The organism is Nostoc sp. NMS8 (assembly GCF_017115045.1).
In the GTDB taxonomy this organism is placed as follows: Bacteria; Cyanobacteriota; Cyanobacteriia; order Cyanobacteriales; family Nostocaceae; genus Nostoc.
Window position 1 is genome coordinate 60,252 of the sequence record NZ_JABXKK010000108.1, and the last position, 21,618, is coordinate 81,869.

Sequence of the window (21,618 nt, forward strand, 5' to 3'; positions counted from 1 at the left end):
TATTTATAATAGTTGTTTATACACTTGTTCAGTTTGTCGAGCGGTGATTTGCCAATTAAAATGCTGGCTGCGCTTTTTAGCTCGATTGACTAAATGATTGTAATAAGATTTATCGCCTGTTAATCGTTTTAACAAATTCACTAATTCTTTAATCTCATAAATAGAAAAAGTCTCGCCACCATCGCCTAAAACTTCTGGCAAGCAAGTAGCTTTTGCTGCAAAAACTGGACAACCAACTACCATTGCTTCACAAAGTTGCAGACCGAATCCTTCGTATTTACTGGGGTAAACAAAACAAAGTGCCTCACCATAAAGTGCTGGAATATCTGCATCATTTACCCAGCCTAAGAGTTTTAATCTGTCTGCAATACCTAGTGATTTACCCAATTCCGATAATGTATCATGCTGATCGTCTTTAGCACCAGCAAGTACCAAATCTACATTATCTAAATTAGCTTGTGCAAAGGCATTAATCAAAAAGGGAATATTTTTACGTTCTTCCCAGCCACCAACATAGAAAATATAAGGAAGTTGTAATTGATATTTACTACGAACTCGTAAGCGTTCTACCTTAATTAAAGCCTGCTCAAAACCTGAACTAGCAGCTTCATAAATAACTGTAATTTTACCTTCTGGAATCTGTAAATATTTAATAATATCTTGTTTTGAGTGCTGACTGACAGTAATAATATGCTCTGCCCTATTTCTGGCAACCCAATGATAGGCTTTAGTTTTTATATTTGCCAAACTAAACTGTTTATACCAAGGTCTATCTTGACAAGAATAAACTTGGTCTATTACATCATGTAACGTTAGTATACGGGGACAAGGACTTGACCAAGGAAGACCAAAGTTTATTGGACAGTGTAGGATATCTACCTTGTCTTTTTCACATTGCTTTGGCAACCAATATTGCTCCCAGCAAACATAGCGCATAAAGGGAGCAATACGTATTTGGTAACTGTCTTTTGGTAACTTTGCCAAATGGCTTCTATGCAACGGCTGATCTGAATATAGAAAAAGCTTTATATGTAATGAAGATAACTCAAGCAAAAGATTAACAGTATAACGATTCCAACCTCTAAGTGTAGGGGAGCTTAAGAGTCTAGCGTTGAAAGCAACTTTCATAATCCTTATAAAATTAATTTAACTGAAACTGAATTTTCAATTTCTTAGCAATTTTTACATGTAGATAGCATTCTAAAAAGTAAGCAAGTAATAATGAAAGTACGGCAGCAACTATATTAATAGCCCAGACTAAAAAGATGGTGTGAACATCATTCAAGTTTAAGAAGCGATAAACAATAATTATAAGTGGATGATGTATGGCATACAGAGCATAGGAAAAAGAAGCAATATTTGTCAATTTTTTAAACCAACTAATTGGAATTTTTCTAAGCAGTAAGGTAAATGGTAAAAGCAAAATAAAAAAGCCCACTGATTGATAACCAAATTGTAATCCTTCTAAAGAATCAAATGTATGTTGTTGCCAAGCATAAGCGACAGTAATAACTTCAATTAAAAAAATTACAAAAAAAGATAAGTTATACCAATAGAGTTTACTCTCTACTATTAATGCAGCTACTATTGAAGTAACCAATGTTGTCAAAAGGATATCAGGAAGAACAGAAGATGATGTTCCATATTTATCGATAGCCATCTTCAATATATTTTGAGAGGAAAAAGCACCCAGAAGAAGGCATGAAGAAAAAAAACTATATGATATAAAACGTTTAGATATTAATTTTAAATTTTCTATGTTCTGAGCTAACCAAAGACCACTGAGCCAAAGTGTAAAATATCCTAATATTTCAAATGGATGAAATCTAAAAATAGCTGAAAGTATACCTGATATAATACATGTAATTATTGCTTTATGAATTTTTATATTGAAATTCCAAATTATTAAAAATAATAAATAAAACATAAACTCATAGTGAAGTGACCACAAAGCAAGATTGTTATTAATCACAGGTACTAACCACCCTTGCAGAAAGAGTAAATGACCTACAATATCTAATAAATTATAGGTACTTTCTGTAAAAATGAATGTTAAAAATAAAGCAAACAAATAAATTGGATACAGACGAATTAACCTTCTAATAACATAGCTTTTTGCTTCTTGCCATGTAAATTTCTGGGGAGTAGTATAACCAATTACAAAACCAGATAGAACAAAAAATATCAACACTGCGATATGCCCAAATGAAGCAATGGACTTAAAAAATAATGATGGAGAAAAATCAATGTTATGTGTAAACCAATAGGGTCCATTAATTAAATGAGTCGTTAGAACTACTAAAGCACAAATAGCTCTTAGTCCATCTAGCTGTTCAATCCTTTGTTTTCCTAATGCTTGAAATATTGAAGGGTTTTCCATATAAGTTACTTCTCCATTGCCTGATAAACTTGTTCAATTTGCGCGACTGTTATTTGTGGACTACAATAACTTTCAAGCAACTTTCTAGATTTTAATCGTCGTTCCTGTTGCAAAGATGGGTTATTCAATAACTCTACAGTCCGTTCAATCAGACCTTGGTCATCCTCGCAAATTCCAGCGTGAACCCCATCACAAGCTGGGATACCTTCTATACCATTAGATGTAGTTACAACTGGTGTACCTAAAGCAAAAGCTTCCATCACTTTAACTTTCATTCCGCTGCCTGCAACAGGTGCATATAACATCACATCTGTATTAGCAAAGTAGGGTAAAGTATCTGGTACATCCTGGTAAATTTCTAAGTCTTCTATCTGAGCAAATCCTGAAAGGGCATCTTTAGCAAACCGCCCAACAATTTGCAGTCTGGCATTAGGAACGCGGCGTTTAATTTCTGGCCATAACTGAGTTATAAGTCTCTCAGCAGCAGAATAAGATGGTGCCCAGTTAAATCCACCAATCAACCCGACTACGGGTTGCTGGTTTATCTGTTTTTGTTCAACAAATGGATAGAACGACAACTCAATTCCTAATGGAACTGTATGAATCTGAGCTTTAGAGTTAATTTGTACAATATGCTTTGCTAAACGTTCTGATAATGTAATTATTCTGGGAAATGCCTTCAGCAATTTCTGCTCCGCCCGATAGGTGAGAAACCGTCTAAAGCGAGTTTCTAGAGAGTTGTTATATTCAAAGGCGCAGTCTAACGAAAATAAATAATGAATATTAATTACTGCTCGTTTCAAATGTTGGATTCCTAGCCAACCACTCCAAATATCTTCTAAATGAAGAATGTCGTAAGGTTTAGTAAGTTCTACAGCTAAATCTTGTTGTAATTCCGAACTGAATACATAGGAATAAGGACGCTGTAAAGTCTCAGCTTTTGCTATTATTCCTTGCCTATTTAGGATGAGATAGCAGCGCAAATCATAATCAGTTTTCGGAAAAAGAGTATTGACTTCAGCAATTTCTTCTAATTCTTTACAAGCAACAAATGCAGTCACGCTATGTCCATGTTCAACTAAACCTTTAAATAAGACATAAAACCATCGAGCTACCGCATTACCAAATGGTAACGGTGGTACAGGCATAACTAGCAGAATCCGTAATAATTTCATTTTTTACCTATTTAGTATATGAGTCAAGTTTATTTTTTTGTGGTAACTCACGCTATTTACTAGTGAAATTGCTTAGGCTATAAAATAACTAAAGTATAGGTATTTTATATTTAGGAAGTTGGCTTAAAAATAAAATTATTTATGTAATTTTGTTGAAAATCTGTTTCCAAAAATTTATTTTGTTTAAATTTTATACTAAGATAAAAATTAACTGTTGCTGTCAAAGAATCTTTTTATATAAAGCTGCATTCATATCCCAAATCAAGCATGTGTTCAAAGACATCTTCTATAGATTTACCATTCAGATGTTTTTGCTCAACTTCCATGAAAATTATAGGCTCTTCTGTAATAATGGTATTATGAGGGCCTTCACTTACTTTAGTTTCATAACCTTCAACATCAATTTTCATAAAAGAAACATCTTTAAACTTATAATCATCAAGCTTGCCAACTGGAATATCGATACTTATCTGTTCACCTTTTATCTCTCTGAAGCTACCTAATCCCCTAACTAACTGTGAGTAATCACCCAGACTGGTAGGAACGTGTAAAGTTAATGAACCATTAAAATTAGCTAAACCAACGTTGTGGACACTAATATTACAAGCAGATGTTTGACTATAAAATGGTATATTTTCAGTACACCAAGATTTAGTTTCAAAAACTTCGATAGTATCATATATTTGAGCAAGTGCATAACTATAGATACCTACATTTGCCCCTATATCCATTGCCCGTTTGCAAGTACCTATTAGCTGCTCAAGATAAAAAATCTCTTTTTCTAGTCTGTTTCTAATTTTATGATATTGGTATTTAATTGGGAGACGTAATGATTTGGGAAAAAACTTAATTAAAGTTTTTTCAAATTTCATAATTTTTTCTAAAAAACTAGTATATTGTTTTCAATTGTTTGCAAAATAGACTTTGCCATATCGTCCCAACTATAGCTTCGTAATTCTTGTGAAAGGGAAGATACTAATTGGCTGTAATGTTCTTTATTCCACCGCCAATTTTGAAGTTGCATTGCCAAATCAACAGCGTTCTCAGGATTAGGAATCAACAACTCTCTCAACTGCAATGGATAGCGTTCCGCAACTCCAGCCATGATACTGATTATGCTTGGTAAACCACAACAGAGAGCTTCATGTACTCCCAAGCCATAAGCTTCATAACGACTAGGGGCAACCAAGCAATCAGCGGCCCGTAATAAATTCGGAACATCAGTACGAAAGCCCAGGAAATGAATGCCGGAACTGATGCCTGCAACAGCAGCACGGTGCTGCCATAATGTAAGTTCTGCGCCAACCCCAATTACTACCAACTCAGCATCCCAATCTGGTAAAGCACACAACTGTTGCCAAGCTTCAAAAAGTGTATCGAATCCTTTACGGCGATCGCCTAAAGCACCAATAAATACTACGATTGCTTTGTCAGTAGGCCATCCTAGCTGCTGACGCAGTGCTACACGCTCTTTTTGTGTAGCTGGATAAAAGACTTCTGGATCGATGCCATAGTAAACTTTGTGGAGGCGTTGCCCAGGAATCCCCAATCTCTCCATCAAATCTCTTTTTGTCCTATCTGAATTAACGATAATTATCCGCGCGGATTCTAAAGCTTGTCGTTCAGTTTTCAAAAAGAGTCGATGAGAGATTAAACCTTTCAAGCGATATAGCCACCCAGTTGAATTGTGAGGTCGATAAGCTGCATGAACGTAATGCACCCAGTTGATATCTCTCCATTGGCAGTTACCTCCATTTACTAGCACTCTTCCTTCTGCATTTGCTAGACGTTGCGCTAAAATACACCCCATTCTATTCAGTAAGGGACTGCTAAATAAATAAGATTTGGCTATCTTAGGTACCCGATGAAATTTAACATTGGGGTAAGCTAACAACTCATTCGCTACGTGATGGGCTAGGAGATGTACCTCTTGCCCTTGCCTTGCTAAGTAGTCAGCTAAAGCAAAATTGGCTCTGTCCATCCCACCTGTTCTAACAAAATCAGCTGTTACCAACAGATAAGACTTCATACTTGAATAGTTTTTAAGAGTTTATTATTCACAATTTCGCTGTTGCGAGCAGTCACAAACAGTAAGGCATTCAATAACCAAAACTCCATCCCGCCCTGACTCATAAATAGAGGGTAGTTGAAAGTAAGCGCCACAGCACCAATATTATAGGCAAAAATCAAGCCACCCCAGAGTGCAAAGTCACCCAATTGGCGATTGGTAGCAATATTCCAAGCAGTTTGACACGCCAAATAAAGTGCAGCAATATAAGCAAGTATCAATGGTACTCCCCCATCAAGCAGCCATCCTGTCCACTGGATTTCTACCCAAAGAGGCTGGGACATCAGGTCAGTATTATCGCCAAAATAATTATTTATCATTCCCCAACGCCCCAGACCTGCTCCCAAAGGATACTGAGGCAAAACGGTTTCAATAGTAGTCTGCAAAAAACTCCCCCGCCCTTGTTGGTAAACCTCTTGAGGAGAAGCAGTAAACAAGCTAGATAATCTTTGTAGTGTTGACTTTCCACCAATCGCAATTGCCCAAAAAAATGTAGCTGCAAATAAGGATGTCACACCCGATACCATCACTGTCAAACGCGCAATTTGACCCGTCCTCATTAACACTATTGCTAAAAAAACTATAGAAACAGCAGCTAATACTAAAACAGAACGGATTTGAGTCAGATAAATGCAAAACAGACCAAGGGCAGCGCTACCGATACTAACAATCCGTAAAATTGGGCTTTTGTGTTTGAGTGCAATCACAATACCAAACAAGAGAGCATAAAACCCAGCAGTTGCTGCCCCTCCGGGTGTATCAGTTAAGCCCATCGGTCTATAAACCTGTTCACCATTAGCTAAAGTGATCAATAAGTCGTCTCCCCCGTAAACACTGTTCTGAATAAATGTGGACAGAAATGGCTGGAATTTCCCTGGATAATATACTTGTAAGACTCCAAAACTGGCACTCAGGGTATGAATACCCCAAATGAGAAACATGAAGCTCTGAAAACCAATAGGGGTAATTTTTAAACTTCTTGCCCAAAAGAGAGGACTAAGAATAGCAACATACATGGCGCATTGAGCTATTCCTGCCGTTATAGAATTAATGTAGGGATGCAAGCAAAGTTCTAACAGCATTATTGCCAGTACTACAATTGCTGGATTAGTAGCGGGATGTTTGGAACCTTTTGAACCCAACCACATTAACAAAAATATTCCGAAGGCAAAAGAGGTAATTCGCATCGACACTCGGATAACATTGATTTGTGGGAATAACTGCAATATCTGAAGAGTAAACTGTAGCAGGATAAAAGTGTGCGCCCATGTCCAGTTGAGTTTTGTCCATATAGAAGGATTTGATATGGTCTGGCTTGTTTTTATAATCATGAATCTATCTACATAATTGAAAATCATAAACAAACTAAATTATTTTTTAAATTAAAGCTTATAATTTAGTTTCTTTAAAGGCACTATCTGTAACAATAGCAGCAAGCCATAAATTAACATGAAAGGATTTAATAGTACTCAGTTAGGCAGTGCAACATTGTGATTTTAAAAAGGTGTGTATTCTGGTCGTTTTGTTATCCTTCATAAGTAACTTTTGTTAATAAAAGGATTCCGGCTTCAAACTTTTAGAAAGTTCCATAATATTAACCTTTATCTAGACAATATATGGTTACATCTTCAGTTTTTGCCCTATGCACAGGATATTGTCGCTAAATGCCCGTCCATGAAAACCTAGACTTTTAGGCCAGTGCCACGATGTAAAGGGCATACGACCGCAATGGCTGTATTCTATTTGAACTTTAGTTAAACCGCACTCCGTAAATATTCGGATTAAATCAACTTCTAACAATGCAGTTATATGTGTGGGATAAAGACCTGCTGCTTCCTGAAAGGCGTTGAACTGATTTTTTAGTATTAAAGTTAACTTACTGAGTAAACTCAACTGATTAGGCGTGGTGACAATCACTAATCCTCCTGGCTTGGTTAACTTGACTAGTTCTCGTATAAAAGCCCGTGGGTTTTCTAAGTGTTCAATAATTTCAACCGCACACACCACATCAGCATATTCTTCTGGCAAAGGTACTTTACCAATATCTAAATTAAAGGGAATAAATTCTGTCTGTATTGGTAAATCACTATAATGCACAGCATCCACACCAACATAGTAGTCGAAGCGATCGCCCACAAATGACCAGAGCTTACCATTACCACAACCAACATCTACGAGTACACCACCAAGATGTGGTTGTACTAACGTTCGAGATACCATTTGGTAAATAAGCTCGCTACTAGTACCGAGGCTTTGTCGCGCTCGGTTTTCAACATCAACTTGTGCTATTTTTTTATTGTCATTAGATAAAATCATGCCACAGCCTTATTTTCAACAACTTTAGAGAGAATATTGTAAAGCTGAGTTAGTTGCTTTAGAGGATTGCAGAAATGCTCCGCACGTAATTTTCCCCCAGCCGCCAGAGTTATTCTTTCACTAGGGTTGCTGATTAGCGACCCTAAAATTTTACTCAAGGCATCGATATCATTTGGTGCAACCAAGCGCCCGCAAGAATCATCAACGATTTCCACTACTCCGCCCATGGCTGTCGTCACTATTGGTAAGCCAGCATAAAGGGCTTCTACAAAAGCGATCCCAAATGGTTCTGCGCCAGTATTAGGTTGACAGTGAATATCAGCAGCAGCAAACAGACGCGGCACATCAGCCCGTTGTCCTAAAAAGCGCACTTGTTCAGTAATACCGAGTTGTTGCACTTGCACCTCCAGTTCTTGCAGATATAGAGCCTCATGAGAGCGTTGCACTCCCCCAGCTAACCAATATATCCAACCTGGTATATGGCGCAACTGTGCCAAAGCAGAGAGTAACATACTTTGTCCCTTCCACCGCTCTAGGCGAGATGCCTGGACAATAACTATCGCATCATCAGGTGTATTGAGTTCGGCTCTTACAACGTGGCGAATCGAGGTATTATTGCCAATATTTGCACAGGCTACTGGCAGATAAAGAGTTTCGCTGTCAATTTTAGGATAGAGTTTTGGTATGGCAGCTTGGGTGTAACGGCTATTGGCAATTACCAAGTCTGGTGGAACCTGTTTAGCCCATTTCTCTAAAAGATGCTTGCTATTAGGCAAATCATGACACCAAAAGACGAGTGGTAGACGGTTAGCTCTGACAACTGAGCCAAAAATCACTTGCGGCCAGCAAGAATGACAAATCACAACGTCAAATTGCTCTTGCCTCAATAGTTGCTCGAGTTGCAACCTAGCTTTCCATACCGTCCAAGGACGACTAACTCGCACGTTGCCCAGCAGATGAACGTTTGCATTCAAATTTCGCAGTTCATTTGCTAATCTACCCTCAAAACACAAAGCGAAGTGGGGCTGCATCTGCATACATAAACTTCGCTCTTTTGCCAGTGTCACCAATAGCGTTTCTATGCCGCCAAATAGGTTTCCCGCATAAATATGCAAAAGTTTCATAGCAAATTTACTGGTTTTTGTATACCTGCATAGTTCCACTGTTCGCTCAAAACTTCTTCATAGAATTCAAAACTTCGTTGAGCCATAGTTAGATGGTTAAAAGACTCAGACCGTTTGCGGCTTGCCGTTGCCAATCGGTTACGTAGGCCAGGTTCGTAGAGCAGACGTTTCGCTGCTTTAGCTAAAGCAGCTGGGTTGTTAATTGGTATAGTCAGTCCTTCCTGTTCATGTCGGCTGACCCAAGGGACACCACTACCAGGAATATCGGCATTGATGACAGGACAACTACTCGCCATAGATTCGACTTGAACTAACCCAAATCCTTCACTGCGTACGTTAGAAGGAAACCAAAGAGCTGTTGCAGCATGATAAGCACCTATAAGCTCATCTTCGCTCACATGACCTAACCAGACAATGCGATCGCTTACTCCCAGTTTTTCCGCTAGAGTCTTCAGGTCTTGTTCTAGAGGACCAACACCAACTATAATCAGTATCCCTGATACCAGAGTTAAGGCTTCAATTGCTATATGCAATCCTTTGTAATAGACTAGTCTACCAACTGCTAGCCAGATTAATTCTCCATACTTTTCCTTCAAATAAGAAGTAAAATTCACTGCTTTCTTGTTGGGTTTACTGTAATTTTTAAAGTCTATTCCAAGGGGTAGGTTATTCAATTTATGGCGATACAGCTGCAAAAACTTTGAGCCTTGAATATATTGCAAGCTAGTTGTTAAAATTCGGGAACTTTCACTATAAATTAGATATTCAAAAGGACGTAATCCATACTTTAAAATTTTTTGCTTAATAATATCACTATGGTGTGTAATTATTAAAGGTACGTGCCTGCGTAGCATAGTTAAAGCTAAGAGCATTGTTGGATTAGGGGTATGAATATGAAGTAAGGTATTTGGTTCGTTAAGCAATTGGGAAAGTTTGCTGAGAATTTCTGGACATAAATCAAATCGCGCAAATGATAAAAGGCGGCCAAGTCGTGTAACGTGTACACCGCAATCCATCTCAGTAACTGTCTTAGTTTTAGTAAATAAACGTCTTTGCTTGTCAAACCCATTTACACAAACTACATGGACTTCTGCACCCAAAGCCGCTTGAGTTCGAGCCAGAGTTTGAACGTGTGTTTCAATACCTCCTCGGTCTGGAGGATAATATTTAGACAAATGAATTATCCGGTAGTTTAGTGTTTTCAGCATCTAAATTAAATGTGTTTTAGCTATATTTATTGAAGAAGAATTCAGAATCAATTAGTGGTGGATTCAGATCCGCTTCTGATTGCAGATCACTAAGCCTTCGTTTAGCGAGTGTCTTGAAGCTCTTGATTTATCCACCTTTTTCGTTCAAAATTAATTCTGAATTTTGACTCAAAAAACTTTTCTAGTGGCACAATTCATATCAATCGACTCAAGCATAGTATCAGCTCAAGCCAATTGTGGTAGGTATTTTGTCCAACATAAATTTATGATTCATAAAAGTTTATTTTTATTGTCAAAACATTTTTTAATTTTAGTTTTGAATAACTTGAAAGCCTTATTTATGAAAGCTTAAAGCCTATTTTTTCAGTTTAGTTTAGCTGTTTTGAGTGTAATGGAATGCGTGTTTAATGGTGTTTCAGAGATGGCTGATGCACAAGATGAATTGAGTGCGATGCTCTCAGCCCTTTTGCTTTTCAGTCATGCTCATTTCTCTAATTTAATGACACCAAGTTACTTTGTAATTCGTAGCTCTACGCGTTTAATGAACTCGCTCGTCCTGAACTCAGTAATCCTTTTAGCACTCAATGACCTCAAAAAAGGGTGTCATCTGTAGCTCTACGCTTTTACTGAACTTACCCATCTCGAACTCAGTAATTTTTCTAGGGTGCTATTAGTAATCTCAGTAGAAATCGCAAGAGTGGGTGAAAAGATGAGCAATTACAGACGTTTTCTGATCGTTAAGGCACAGTAATTGATACTGAATGTCTGGTGTCGTTAATTAAAAAAAATACTTTAAAGCATTGCTCAACAGTGCGGATGAGCCTGGGAATAAGCATCTGTGAAAGGTTAAGGTAATTGCACTTTTGTCAAGAGGGTGTAGGAAAAGCGGACAAATCCAGCCTGGAGACTCGCTTTCGGAAATATTTAACCACGCCTAAATCTTGATTCTCTGGGGCAGCGAAGTGCTTAATCGGGTCATCCGCTTTGCCTTTGGAGTTTGCGACACTAAAATTGTACAGACGATCGAATTATCATGCACTTCACTTGCTGTTAAGCGTGTATACAATATCAGTTAATTCTATCAATACTCCAAACACCCAAAAATTAAATTGCCAATTAAATTTACTACAAGAAGGGTAAGGAGAAGTAGCCATCAGCTGCTTCTCCTTACCCCCCTAACAATGATTATCATTCTGATAACTGGTGATTTTATTCTTTGGAAGTCCCTAACTTGAGCGAATAGCTCAAAAAGAGATGAAAGCATTTTTACAAGCATTTTTTTCATCCGACTATATATCGCATGGACATTGTTACCTTTGGCAGTCAGGGTTAGTTTGGCTACATGGAATGTCAGATGCGTTAATTGCCTTGGCTTACTATTCCATTCCCATTTTTCTGATTTACTTGTCTTATAAACGCTCAGATATCCCTTTTCGTGGAGCTTTTTGGCTTTTCGGAGCCTTCATTGTTTGTTGTGGAACCACTCATCTGTTAGAAATCTGGACGCTGTGGCATCCAACATACTGGCTCACAGGAGGAATGAAAGCAGTGACAGCGATCATCTCTCTCTATACAGCGCTGGCACTAATTCAGTTAACTCCTAAGGCTTTGGCATTACCTAGTCAGGCTCAATTAGAGATTGCAAATCAGACCCTTGAACAACTCAATCAAGCACTAGAAACAAGAGTGGCTCAACGCACTGAAGAGCTAACGAAAACGATTCGACAACTGCAAAACGAAGTGGAGCAGCGCCAGCAAGCCGAAACCGAACTGCAACGATCTAATCAAGAGTTAGAGCAGTTTGCCTATGTCGCTTCTCATGACCTACAGGAACCCTTGCGGGTGATTGTCAGCTATACCGAACTATTGGCACAGAAATATCAAAAGCAGTTAGATGAGAAAGCCGATAAATACATCACTTATATTGTGAATGCTGCATCTCGAATGCAGGCACTTATTGAAGACTTGCTATCATATTCCAGAGTTGGTCGTTGTGATTTTCGATTAGTTTCGACCGATTGCAATCAGTTAGTTGACCAAGTGATTCACACATTCCATATTGCGATCGCCGAAAGCAACGCCAACATTACGCGCGATCACCTCCCGACGATCAAAGCCGACAAAGAACAATTCACCCGCTTGTTACAAAATTTAATTGGCAACGCGATTAAATATCGTCAAGAAGAGCCTCCTCAAATTCACATCACTGCGACCCAGCAAGACAACCAATGGCGATTTGCAGTGCGCGATAATGGGATTGGGATTGAAGCCCAATATGCAGAGCGCATCTTTATCATCTTTCAGCGCTTACATACCCGCCGCCAATATTCTGGCACAGGACTGGGTTTAGCCATTTGCAAGAAAATTGTTGAGCGTCACAACGGAAACATCTGGGTGGAATCAGAGCTAGGGAAAGGATCTGTTTTCTGGTTTACAATGCCAGTAGATTCAGAAACCTCCCAATGAGCAAAGACTCTCACCCGATTGAACCCATTGAAATCCTTTTAGTCGAGGATTCACCAGAGGATGCCGATTTGACGGTTGAAATCCTGGGCGATGCCAAAGTTCTCAACCGAATTCATGTGGTGGAGGATGGGGTTGAAGCCTTAAAATTTTTACGGCAGCAGGGCGATTATGCCAATGCACCTCGTCCAGATTTGATTTTGCTGGATTTGAATCTACCTAGAAAAGATGGTCGAGAAGTCTTAGCCGAACTCAAAGCCGATCCCGATCTGAAGTTGATTCCGGTTGTGGTTTTAACAACCTCTGGGGCTGATGAAGATATTTTGCGAACTTACACACTGAATGCCAATTGCTATGTTACCAAACCCGTGAGCTTAGAAGAATTTGCTAAGGTGATTCGTTCGATTGAATTTTTTTGGCTGGTGGCTGTGAAGCTTCCCAAACTTCCATCGTAGGCTATAGTTAACATCTGGCGTTGATTTGAGGATTGGTTTTGGCATGACTTTTAGGCAGAACTCATGATGAAGAATGATTCTCTACAAATTCTGTTAATTGAAGATAGCCTAGAAGATGCAGATATCTTACAAGAATTTCTGGAAAACGCAGATCAAACTAGCTGGAAAGTTACAGTCGTAGAAAAACTGACACTAGCCCTCAAACAACTACATTGCCACAGCTTTCATGTGATTCTATCCGATCTCTCCCTGCCCGATGCTCATGGCTTGGAGACAATCACCCAACTCCATGCGGTGGCTCCAACCTTGCCGATTGTCGTACTCACCAGCCTCAAAGACGAAGCGATCGCTTTAGAGGCAGTGCGGCAAGGCGCACAAGATTATCTCGTCAAAGGGCAAATTAACGCCTATGCCTTGATTCGAGCCATTCGCCATGCGATTGAGCGATCGCGAATGCAACAGGTAATGCATCAACAGTCAGTGGCGATCGCCGCATCGAGTGAAGGAATTGCCATTTTAGACACCCAATGGAACTATGTGTATGTCAACGAAGCCTATGCCAAAATCTACGGTTACAAAGATTCGAGTCTACTGTTACAGACCAATTGGAAAATTCATTATGACCCTATTCAACAAGCCCGCTTGAACGACGAAATTGAGCAAAGCCTACAGCAACGGAGATTTTGGCGAGGAGAGACTGTTGGTCATAAATGTAATAGTCAATCTTTTGACCAAGAACTCTCAATCACATTGTTACCGGATGGGGGAACAGTCTGTATTCTGCGAGATATTAGCGATCGCAAACGAACAGAAGCTGCCATGCAAGAAGCTTTGCAGCAAGCCAGAGAATTACACCGACTCAGGTCTCAATTCATCACGATGGTTTCCCATGAATTTCGGACACCACTGAGTGTGATTTTGGTAGCAACAGAGTCCTTAAAACGCTATGCTCATCAATGGACTCCAGAAAAAAACCAGATTCGCTACAATCACATCATCGGTGGAGTGCAGCGGATGACTGAGTTGCTCAACGATATGCTGGTAATGAACAGATCGGGGGAACATCAGACCAAATTCAACCCTGTACCACTGAACTTAGAAAAGTTCTGTCAAGAATTAATTGCGACATTCACGACCAGCGAACACCCAATTATCTTTGAGAGTCAGGGCAACAATCGGCACATTTGCCTTGATCCAACTCTCTTGCAACTCATACTCACCCACTTGCTCTGCAATGCAATTAAATATTCTATGGACGGTGGAAGGGTCATGTTTGACCTGATTTTTGCTCCTGAACAGGTAACTTTCTCAATTCGAGATGAGGGCATTGGCATTCCCCTAGAAGACCAGGACAAATTATTCATCCCGTTTTATCGCGGTAGCAATGTTGGCAATCTGGCTGGGACGGGCATCGGGCTAGCAATTGTTAAGCAATGCGTGGAACGGTGTCAAGGTATAATAAATGTTACTAGTCAGGTGAATCAGGGTACTCTAATCTTAGTAACCTTGCCCATTGCTTTAGTAGAGCAGATTCATGACCAAGATCCTGGTAATTGAAGATGAGCCATCCCTACGCGAAGAAATCCTCGATATTTTAGAATCTGAGGGGTTTGATGTGATGGGAGCAGAAGACGGAGTACAGGGGCTTCATTTGGCTCAAACAACCCCCTTTGACTTGATCCTCTGCGATGTGATGCTACCCGAAGCTGATGGGTATACAGTGTTATCTAGCTTACGACAACACCCAGACACAGCACTGATTCCTTTCATTTTTCTCACCGCTAAAGCGACCCGCGAAAATGTTCGGCAGGGAATGGAGTTAGGCGCAGATGATTATTTAACAAAACCCTTTAGGACGGATGAGTTGCTTAACGCTATTACAAGTCGATTGACTAAGCAAGCAGCGATCATCCAGATCCATCAGAAAGTTATCCACCTTCAGCACTCCAATTTACTCAAAGACGAATTTATCGAGACTGCATCACAGGAATTACGAAGACCTGCGACCAATATTATGATGGCGTTGAAACTCCTGCGACAAGCTTCCAACCCAGAGCAAACGCAACGCTATATCGATCGGTTGCAGCAGGAGTGTTCCCGCGAAATTAATCTGATCAATGACTTGCTCGATTTGCATTATTTGGGTGCAAACGAACGTCCCTTACAACCGGAAACGCTGAATTTACAAACCTGGATTCCAGCGATCGTCGAACCATTTAAAACCCAGGTTCGACAACGCCAACAAACTCTCTGGAGCAACATTCCACCCTATTTGCCAATGCCCACAATCGATGTCGCAGATTTCAAGCGCATCTTGAGCGAACTGCTCAACAATGCTTGTAAGTTCACGGCTCCCGGCGGCAAGATTGTTTTGGAAGCTCGTTGTGATTTGACTGCATCCGATGGTCAGATGATTATATTCATTGTTAGCAACGAAGCAGAGATTCCAGATGAGTTCATTCCCAATCTGTTCCAACCGTTTTATCGGGTACCAGAGATCGATCGATGGCAGCAAGGCGGCAATGGTCTAGGCTTAACACTGGTTGAGAAATTGGCTGAACGACTAAACGGTAAAATTCAAATCAGTAGCAAAGCGGGTTGGACTCAGTTTACGCTTCAACTGCCTATTGAGACTAATCTACCTGTTGCCTTGGTTCCTAACTAAATGAGAGGAATTCATAGCAGAGATAAGTAGGTCGGCTTGAAGAAGGCAGGATAGAGCAGCATTAGCGAGTCTGCGTTCGCTTTTAGCGTCTCGTAGAGAGTGTCGGCAGGGGGCAGGGAGCAGAAGGGAAGATAAATTTAATCGAAGCATTGCATAAATGCGGGATGGATCGGCGCTTGAAACCATTGATAATTCCTTCCAGATTGGGCGAAATTATCCCATGATTCAGCAACGTCTTAGTCGAGTTTATCTTTATTAACATAGTTTTGTTTTATTGTGTCAACTTACTTATATGTGCAAAATATTAGTCATTGAAGATGAAGTTTCACTGCGCGAAGAAATTCTTGACATTTTAGGAGCTGAAGGCTTCGAGGTCGTGGAAGCCGAAGACGGTCAAACTGGGATCTATTTGGCTCAGTCCCAGCATCCCCAACTGATTCTCTGCGATGTGATGATGTCAGGTGCAGATGGCTACGAGGTGTTATCGACATTAAGGCAGAATCTAGATACTGCATTAGTCCCCTTTATTTTTTTGAGTGCTAAAAGCACCCATGAAAATATTCGTCAGGGTATGAACCTGGGTGCAGACGATTATTTGACGAAACCCTTTAGTGTCGATGAATTATTAGCGGCGATCGCCGCCCGACTCGCCAAGCAGAAAACAGCATCCCAGGCGCACCATAACTCTGCGCTTTGGGATTCGTTGACCCACTTACCCAACAAACCGTACTTAATCCAGCAACTCAATCGGTTAATTCAACAGACACCCACAAATACAACCTCTCAGTATGCCGTGCTATTTGTAGGCTTAGATAGCTTTAAGGAAATCAACGATGCATTTGGGCAACTGATGAGCGATCGCTTGCTGCAAACTGTAGCCACTCAACTGCGGCAAATCCTTGCGCCTGAGCAGTTCCTCGCCTATTTTGGCGGTGACGAATTTATTATTATTATGGAAAACATCTCGGATATATCGACAGCAACCCAGCTAGCCGAGCAACTTCATCAACGGAGTCTGAAACAGGCATTCGATTTAGGCGGCTGTGAAGTATTCAGCAGCATAAGTATCGGAATTACGCACAGCCAGTTTTGCTATAGCAACGCCATCGATCTGCTTGCCGATGCTTCTCTAACAATGCATCATGCCAGAACAGCAAGCAAGAATGGATATACTGTGTTCGATCCCGCAATGCGAGTTAATCTTTCTGAGCAGTTCCAGTTAGAAACGGACTTGAGACGAGCGATTCTCGAAATCACATATTCGGGTAAACAGCAAGAATTTTGCTTACATTATCAACCCATTGTTCATTTGTTTACAAATCGGTTAATCGGTTTTGAAGCATTGATTCGCTGGAATCATCCCGAACGAGGAATGATACCACCGATTCAGTTTATTTTGATCGCGGAAGCAAAGGGGCTAATTGACGAGTTAGGCTGGTGGATTCTCCAAGAAGCCTGTAATCAACTGCGAAGCTGGCAACAGCAGTTTCCTCAATACTCTGACTTGAGCGTGAACGTTAATATCAGCGCGCTGCAATTGAATCAAATTGACTTTAGTCAGCAGCTGGCAGAAATATTGCATCACTATGATTTGTCTGGTGAGTGCTTAAAACTAGAAGTAACTGAAAGTTATCTCTTAGAAATGACAGAGGATAAAAATAACATCCTTCAATCGCTGAAATCGTTGCAAATTAAGTTATGTATTGATGACTTCGGCACAGGTTACTCCTGCTTGAGCCGTTTGCATCAGTTTCCAATTGATACCCTGAAAGTCGATCGCTCTTTTATTAGCCAGATTGATGCAGATGGGCAAAATGCCGTGATTAAAGCTATTATTGCTCTGGCTGACAGCCTGGATATTAACATCGTGGCAGAAGGAATAGAAACCTCAGTTCAACTGGAAAAATTAAAAGAATTGAACTGTAAGTTGGGACAGGGTTATTTATTCTCTAAACCGTTGCCCAGCCAAGCAGCCACTCAACTACTCGCCGATGGGATCTTTGAAAGCCTGTACTCCACCCAAACAAAAAAAGCAGATACAGCTTACAGTTGACTCGGTAATTAGAGCAATTGCACGTCTTGGAGGGTACTTAGAACACAGGAAAAATACCCTATTGGGATATATACAAGTTTTGTGGCGAGGTTGGTTGGAATTAGAAACCTTGTACCAAGGTTGGTTGCTACATGAAAAGCTAAAATCAATATATTGATTTTAGTTACTCGCCTCTGTTAGAGAGGAATATGGTTCGCGACAGTTGTATGAGATAAAAAAGTGATATCCAAAACTGCCAAAGAGCGATCGCCATTTTGATTTTTAAACCGTAATTATACTTATAAATCTTTAAAAGTTAGGGACAATTTCTCAGTAATTTTTCGATTGTACAGAATTCAAAGAAGTACTAATTTATAGTTTGGATTAGTTATAGAACAGTTTGTTAACGAACGCTTCAAAATAAATTCAAACAAGTCAGTATATCTATGGCAACAATCTATATTAGAACTTATCCGACCACTATTAGTATTTCATTTTGTTTCTCTAGACTAGTTGTTATTTAAAATCTCTAACTTTGGGCAGGTTTTAGATTTTATAAATATTATGATTCACAATGTAAAAGTGTCCATAGTCAGATCCATTACTGATCCAGTTATTTGTTTATCAATATCAGTGGTAATTTACTATTTAATTAATCTTTCAATTGCTATATGCTTTTTAACAGTTTTACCTATGCAATCTTCTTAGCTCTCGTTGTTTGCACATACTGGTTACTCCCTAGTAAATGGCGTAACTACTTCCTACTCTTGAGCAGCTACATCTTCTATGGGGCATGGAAGCTAGAAGGTTTATTACTTCTGCTAGGATTCAGTATAGGTAATTGGCTATTGGCAACTTTAATAAATTTTTATCAAGGTAGAAAAAGAAAAGTATTTTTAATAGTAGGAGTTATTGTAAATTTAACATTATTAATTTTCTTTAAATATTACAATTTCATTTTTGATAATTTTAAAGTTTTTACAAATAATAATTCTCTAGATTCTGCTGTATCTCCACTGGCTTTACCTTTAGGAATAAGTTTTTTTGTTTTTGAGGCAATTAGCTTTTTGATTGATGCCTATAAAACAGGGGCAACAATACCTGGAATCTATTGTTTTGCCTTATACATCTCCTTCTTTCCTCATTTGATAGCTGGCCCTATCGTGCGAGTACAACAATTTACTCCTCAGTTAGATAGTAGAAAAATATTCCGCTGGGAAACTTTCTTTACCGGAATTGATATTTTATGTATTGGTGCATTTAAAAAAGTAGTACTTGCAGATAATTTAGCAAGTTTAGTTGATGCTAGTTTTAAAACCAACCACACTTCAGCCTGGGATATATGGATTACAGGTAGTTTGTTTTCTCTACAAATCTACCTAGACTTTGCAGGGTACACAGATATGGCTAGAGGTGCAGCTAAACTACTAGATTATGATTTACCAATTAATTTTGACTTTCCTTATGTTTCTCGTAGTATTAGTGAGTTTTGGCGGCGGTGGCATATTACACTATCTAACTGGTTTAGAGATTACCTCTACATACCTATTGGAGGAAGCCGCACTGGTGAAAACAGAACTTATATTAATCTGCTAATTACGATGACATTATGTGGACTCTGGCATGGAGCGGGATGGACTTATGTTCTCTGGGGACTTTATAACGGAGGTGCCTTGATAGTACATCGTGTATTTACCAGTTCACTTATGGCTAAATGGCTTTTTAAGGAAACTTTTTGGGGACATTTCTCTGCCTGGATGTTAACTTATTTGACCCTAGTTATTGGGTGGATTATTTTTCGTGCTCATGACGTAGTTCAATTAAGAGCTTGGATACAAACATTAATCACACCTACAGCATACATTCAATCCTCACATTACCTATTATGGAGTCTTGTAATTGTTACTGCTTTACTAATGTCAAAACTATTATTTAACTTTTATCACTCTAGCTATCAGTTTAGTGAATTAGTTAAATTACGACCAATGCTTTATGTAATAATTCTATTTTTACTAACAGTATTTGCTCCTCAAAGTCAACAATTTATTTACTTTCAGTTTTAGCTAACTTGACTAAGTAGTAGAGTGAGGAATGGGTTACAATGACTATAAAATATCTCATAGAAACAACTCTTAGACTAATTAATAATAGAGTTTCCTGGATAATAACCATTATATTTTTAGGAGTATGGTTAGGTGTAGATATAACCTTAGCTAATTGGGGTGAGAATCAATTACCTATTCAACGTATTGTTTATAGCTACAAATCGCCCTCTGATATATTATTTATGGGTAACTCCAGAGTGACTACTGGAATAAAGGCTAGTATGATTACCCAACTTTCTACTAAAAGTACAGGATACCCTATACGATCTTATAACTTAGGTATACCTAGTACTCCTTTTGGGATTCACTATTTGCTTCTTAAACATGAAATACAGCAAAGAAAACAACCTAAACTTTTAATCTATGGCTTTGTTGATAATGAACTTACTGCAACTGGTTTTTTTGATGACGCTAATGTAGCACAATTAAGCAAAGGCGAAGATTTACCATTAATTTTTAAAAAGTCCTTTGTAACAATAGATAGCCGCTCAGATTTATTATTAAAAAAAATTAGTAGGGTTTACAGATATCGTTTTCTTATTAGAGAAGTTTTAAATAGATATTTAACTCATGCACAGGTTAAACCAGTTCAACTGAATAACAATGTTGATGGATTTCAAGATTTGGATAATGTAGTTCGGAGGGAAGCTATTAATAAACTAATCAACTTAGAAAAAAGCCCCTATTATAAAGAATTATATGATACTCCCACAAACTGGAGCTTTGAACCTTCAAAAACCTATTTAGAGGATTTTGTTAAATTAGCATTGCAATCTAAAATCAAGCTGATCTTTGTAGAACTACCAACTACGCAATTACATAACCAAATAGCACAGAAGAGTGTTTATCGAAAAGCCTACCTTAAGGAACTAAAGTTGTATTTTAAGAATTATGGTATTTCTGTTTACAGTCTTAGGGATGTTGAGCCGGACGATCATATACCGGACACTGTGCATCTTTCTAATACAGGAGCTACTTCTTTCACACAGATACTATTTGACAAAGTAATTCGGGCTCACTTATTTGAGGTAAGGGCAGCAGGCAAAGTGACTGAGCATCGATTTTAAAACTTTTTTAAAAACCTGACAGCAGCCTTCTGATCACCAGGGTAAGCACAAGCTAAATAAATTTTTAACACAAAATATTTTTGATTTAAGAATGAGCAGATGTAGTTTTGAAATGGTGCGCTCCGCCGAAAAGATAACGGGAAAAGTTAGGGTCAAAACTGGTCGCCTGCAACAAAAATTCTACATATAATCACCAGTGAGATTGATATGCTCCCATCAGGCAAATCTCGCATTCGAGGTGCAAATATAAACCCTAATAAATGGCACATTGCAAACACATGTAAGTGTTTTACCGCTTGTATCTGTATAATGCTACTGAATCTGTAAATCACTCTCGTGATACAACAAACCATCCAAAACGTGAGTTGCATCCCTAATAGTGGCGTTAATTACCTTAACGCGAAATGGCACATACTGGTCAGAAATATGCGTGTAAAAAATCACGCTTCTATCCTTACCATATTTAGCATTGATCTCTTCATTAAAACTGCCATGTCTGCCTGCTTTACAGCAATTTTCAGGTAATTGAACCACAAACTACGGTAATGTAAAGAGATAGT

The 21,618-nt window shown here is 39.0% G+C and carries 16 protein-coding genes and 2 pseudogenes; 8 read left to right on the plus strand and 10 right to left on the minus strand.

Translation table 11 applies throughout. The features are described 5' to 3' along the window. Positions 1-3: 3 nt before the first annotated feature. The 9 genes from HWQ39_RS29035 to HWQ39_RS29075 all read right to left on the minus strand — a co-directional run bounded on the left by HWQ39_RS29035 (position 4) and on the right by HWQ39_RS29075 (position 10,271). Entirely contained in the window at positions 4-1,128 is a 1,125-nt protein-coding gene (locus HWQ39_RS29035) for a glycosyltransferase family 1 protein (RefSeq protein ID WP_292853158.1), read from the minus strand. A 13-nt stretch (positions 1,129-1,141) separates the two neighbouring features. Then, a complete protein-coding gene (locus tag HWQ39_RS29040; RefSeq protein WP_292853160.1) occupies positions 1,142-2,380 on the minus strand; it encodes an acyltransferase in 1,239 nt (412 codons plus the stop codon). Between the two features lie 5 nt (positions 2,381-2,385). Next, the gene (locus tag HWQ39_RS29045; RefSeq protein ID WP_292853162.1) at positions 2,386-3,555 is read right to left on the minus strand and encodes a glycosyltransferase family 4 protein; all 1,170 of its coding nucleotides are present in this window, start codon (positions 3,553-3,555) and stop codon (positions 2,386-2,388) included. Positions 3,556-3,788: 233 nt separating this feature from the next. Then, on the minus strand, positions 3,789-4,427 hold the full coding sequence (locus HWQ39_RS29050; protein ID WP_292853164.1) for an FkbM family methyltransferase: 639 nt from the start codon (positions 4,425-4,427) through the stop codon (positions 3,789-3,791). An 8-nt stretch (positions 4,428-4,435) separates the two neighbouring features. Then, on the minus strand, positions 4,436-5,584 hold the full coding sequence (locus HWQ39_RS29055; protein ID WP_292853166.1) for a glycosyltransferase family 4 protein: 1,149 nt from the start codon (positions 5,582-5,584) through the stop codon (positions 4,436-4,438). Further along, entirely contained in the window at positions 5,581-6,954 is a 1,374-nt protein-coding gene (locus HWQ39_RS29060; RefSeq protein WP_292853168.1) for a hypothetical protein, read from the minus strand. The genes HWQ39_RS29055 and HWQ39_RS29060 overlap by 4 nt, the downstream gene beginning before the upstream one ends. Before the next feature lie 289 nt (positions 6,955-7,243). Further along, positions 7,244-7,939: a bifunctional 2-polyprenyl-6-hydroxyphenol methylase/3-demethylubiquinol 3-O-methyltransferase UbiG gene (locus HWQ39_RS29065; RefSeq protein WP_292853170.1), complete on the minus strand. Its 696-nt coding sequence runs from the start codon at positions 7,937-7,939 to the stop codon at positions 7,244-7,246. Further along, positions 7,936-9,063 (minus strand): glycosyltransferase, encoded by a 1,128-nt coding sequence (locus tag HWQ39_RS29070; RefSeq protein WP_292853172.1) that lies wholly within the window; start codon positions 9,061-9,063, stop codon positions 7,936-7,938. The genes HWQ39_RS29065 and HWQ39_RS29070 overlap by 4 nt, the downstream gene beginning before the upstream one ends. After that, positions 9,060-10,271 (minus strand): glycosyltransferase, encoded by a 1,212-nt coding sequence (locus HWQ39_RS29075; RefSeq protein ID WP_292853174.1) that lies wholly within the window; start codon positions 10,269-10,271, stop codon positions 9,060-9,062. Before HWQ39_RS29075 ends, HWQ39_RS29070 begins: the two co-directional genes overlap by 4 nt. Positions 10,272-11,525: 1,254 nt before the next feature. Here HWQ39_RS29075 and HWQ39_RS29080 point away from each other — a divergent pair. From HWQ39_RS29080 to HWQ39_RS29115, 8 genes and pseudogenes are all read left to right on the plus strand, one after another. Then, positions 11,526-12,737, plus strand: coding sequence for an ATP-binding protein (locus HWQ39_RS29080; RefSeq protein WP_292853176.1), 1,212 nt, complete (start codon positions 11,526-11,528; stop codon positions 12,735-12,737). Next, positions 12,734-13,189 carry a response regulator gene (locus HWQ39_RS29085; RefSeq protein ID WP_292853178.1) on the plus strand — a complete coding sequence of 152 codons (456 nt, stop codon included), beginning with the start codon at positions 12,734-12,736 and terminating at the stop codon, positions 13,187-13,189. Before HWQ39_RS29080 ends, HWQ39_RS29085 begins: the two co-directional genes overlap by 4 nt. Before the next feature lie 63 nt (positions 13,190-13,252). Continuing rightward, positions 13,253-14,746, plus strand: a complete 1,494-nt coding sequence (locus HWQ39_RS29090) for an ATP-binding protein (RefSeq protein WP_292853180.1) — start codon at positions 13,253-13,255, stop codon at positions 14,744-14,746. Continuing rightward, on the plus strand, positions 14,724-15,854 hold the full coding sequence (locus HWQ39_RS29095; RefSeq protein WP_292853182.1) for a response regulator: 1,131 nt from the start codon (positions 14,724-14,726) through the stop codon (positions 15,852-15,854). The genes HWQ39_RS29090 and HWQ39_RS29095 overlap by 23 nt, the downstream gene beginning before the upstream one ends. Positions 15,855-16,146: 292 nt before the next feature. Continuing rightward, on the plus strand, positions 16,147-17,907 hold the full coding sequence (locus tag HWQ39_RS29100; RefSeq protein WP_292853184.1) for an EAL domain-containing response regulator: 1,761 nt from the start codon (positions 16,147-16,149) through the stop codon (positions 17,905-17,907). Then, a pseudogene (locus HWQ39_RS29105) lies at positions 17,897-18,064 on the plus strand (IS4/IS5 family transposase); the annotation flags it as partial. The gene HWQ39_RS29100 and the pseudogene HWQ39_RS29105, both read left to right, overlap by 11 nt. A 493-nt stretch (positions 18,065-18,557) precedes the next feature. Continuing rightward, on the plus strand, positions 18,558-19,949 hold the full coding sequence (locus tag HWQ39_RS29110) for an MBOAT family O-acyltransferase (protein ID WP_292853186.1): 1,392 nt from the start codon (positions 18,558-18,560) through the stop codon (positions 19,947-19,949). A gap of 38 nt (positions 19,950-19,987) precedes the next feature. Continuing rightward, positions 19,988-21,058, plus strand: a complete 1,071-nt coding sequence (locus HWQ39_RS29115) for a DUF1574 family protein (protein ID WP_292853188.1) — start codon at positions 19,988-19,990, stop codon at positions 21,056-21,058. Between the two features lie 215 nt (positions 21,059-21,273). Here HWQ39_RS29115 and HWQ39_RS29120 read toward each other — a convergent pair. Beyond that, positions 21,274-21,496: pseudogene (locus tag HWQ39_RS29120) on the minus strand (Tn3 family transposase); the annotation flags it as partial. Between the last annotated feature and the right edge of the window lie 122 nt (positions 21,497-21,618).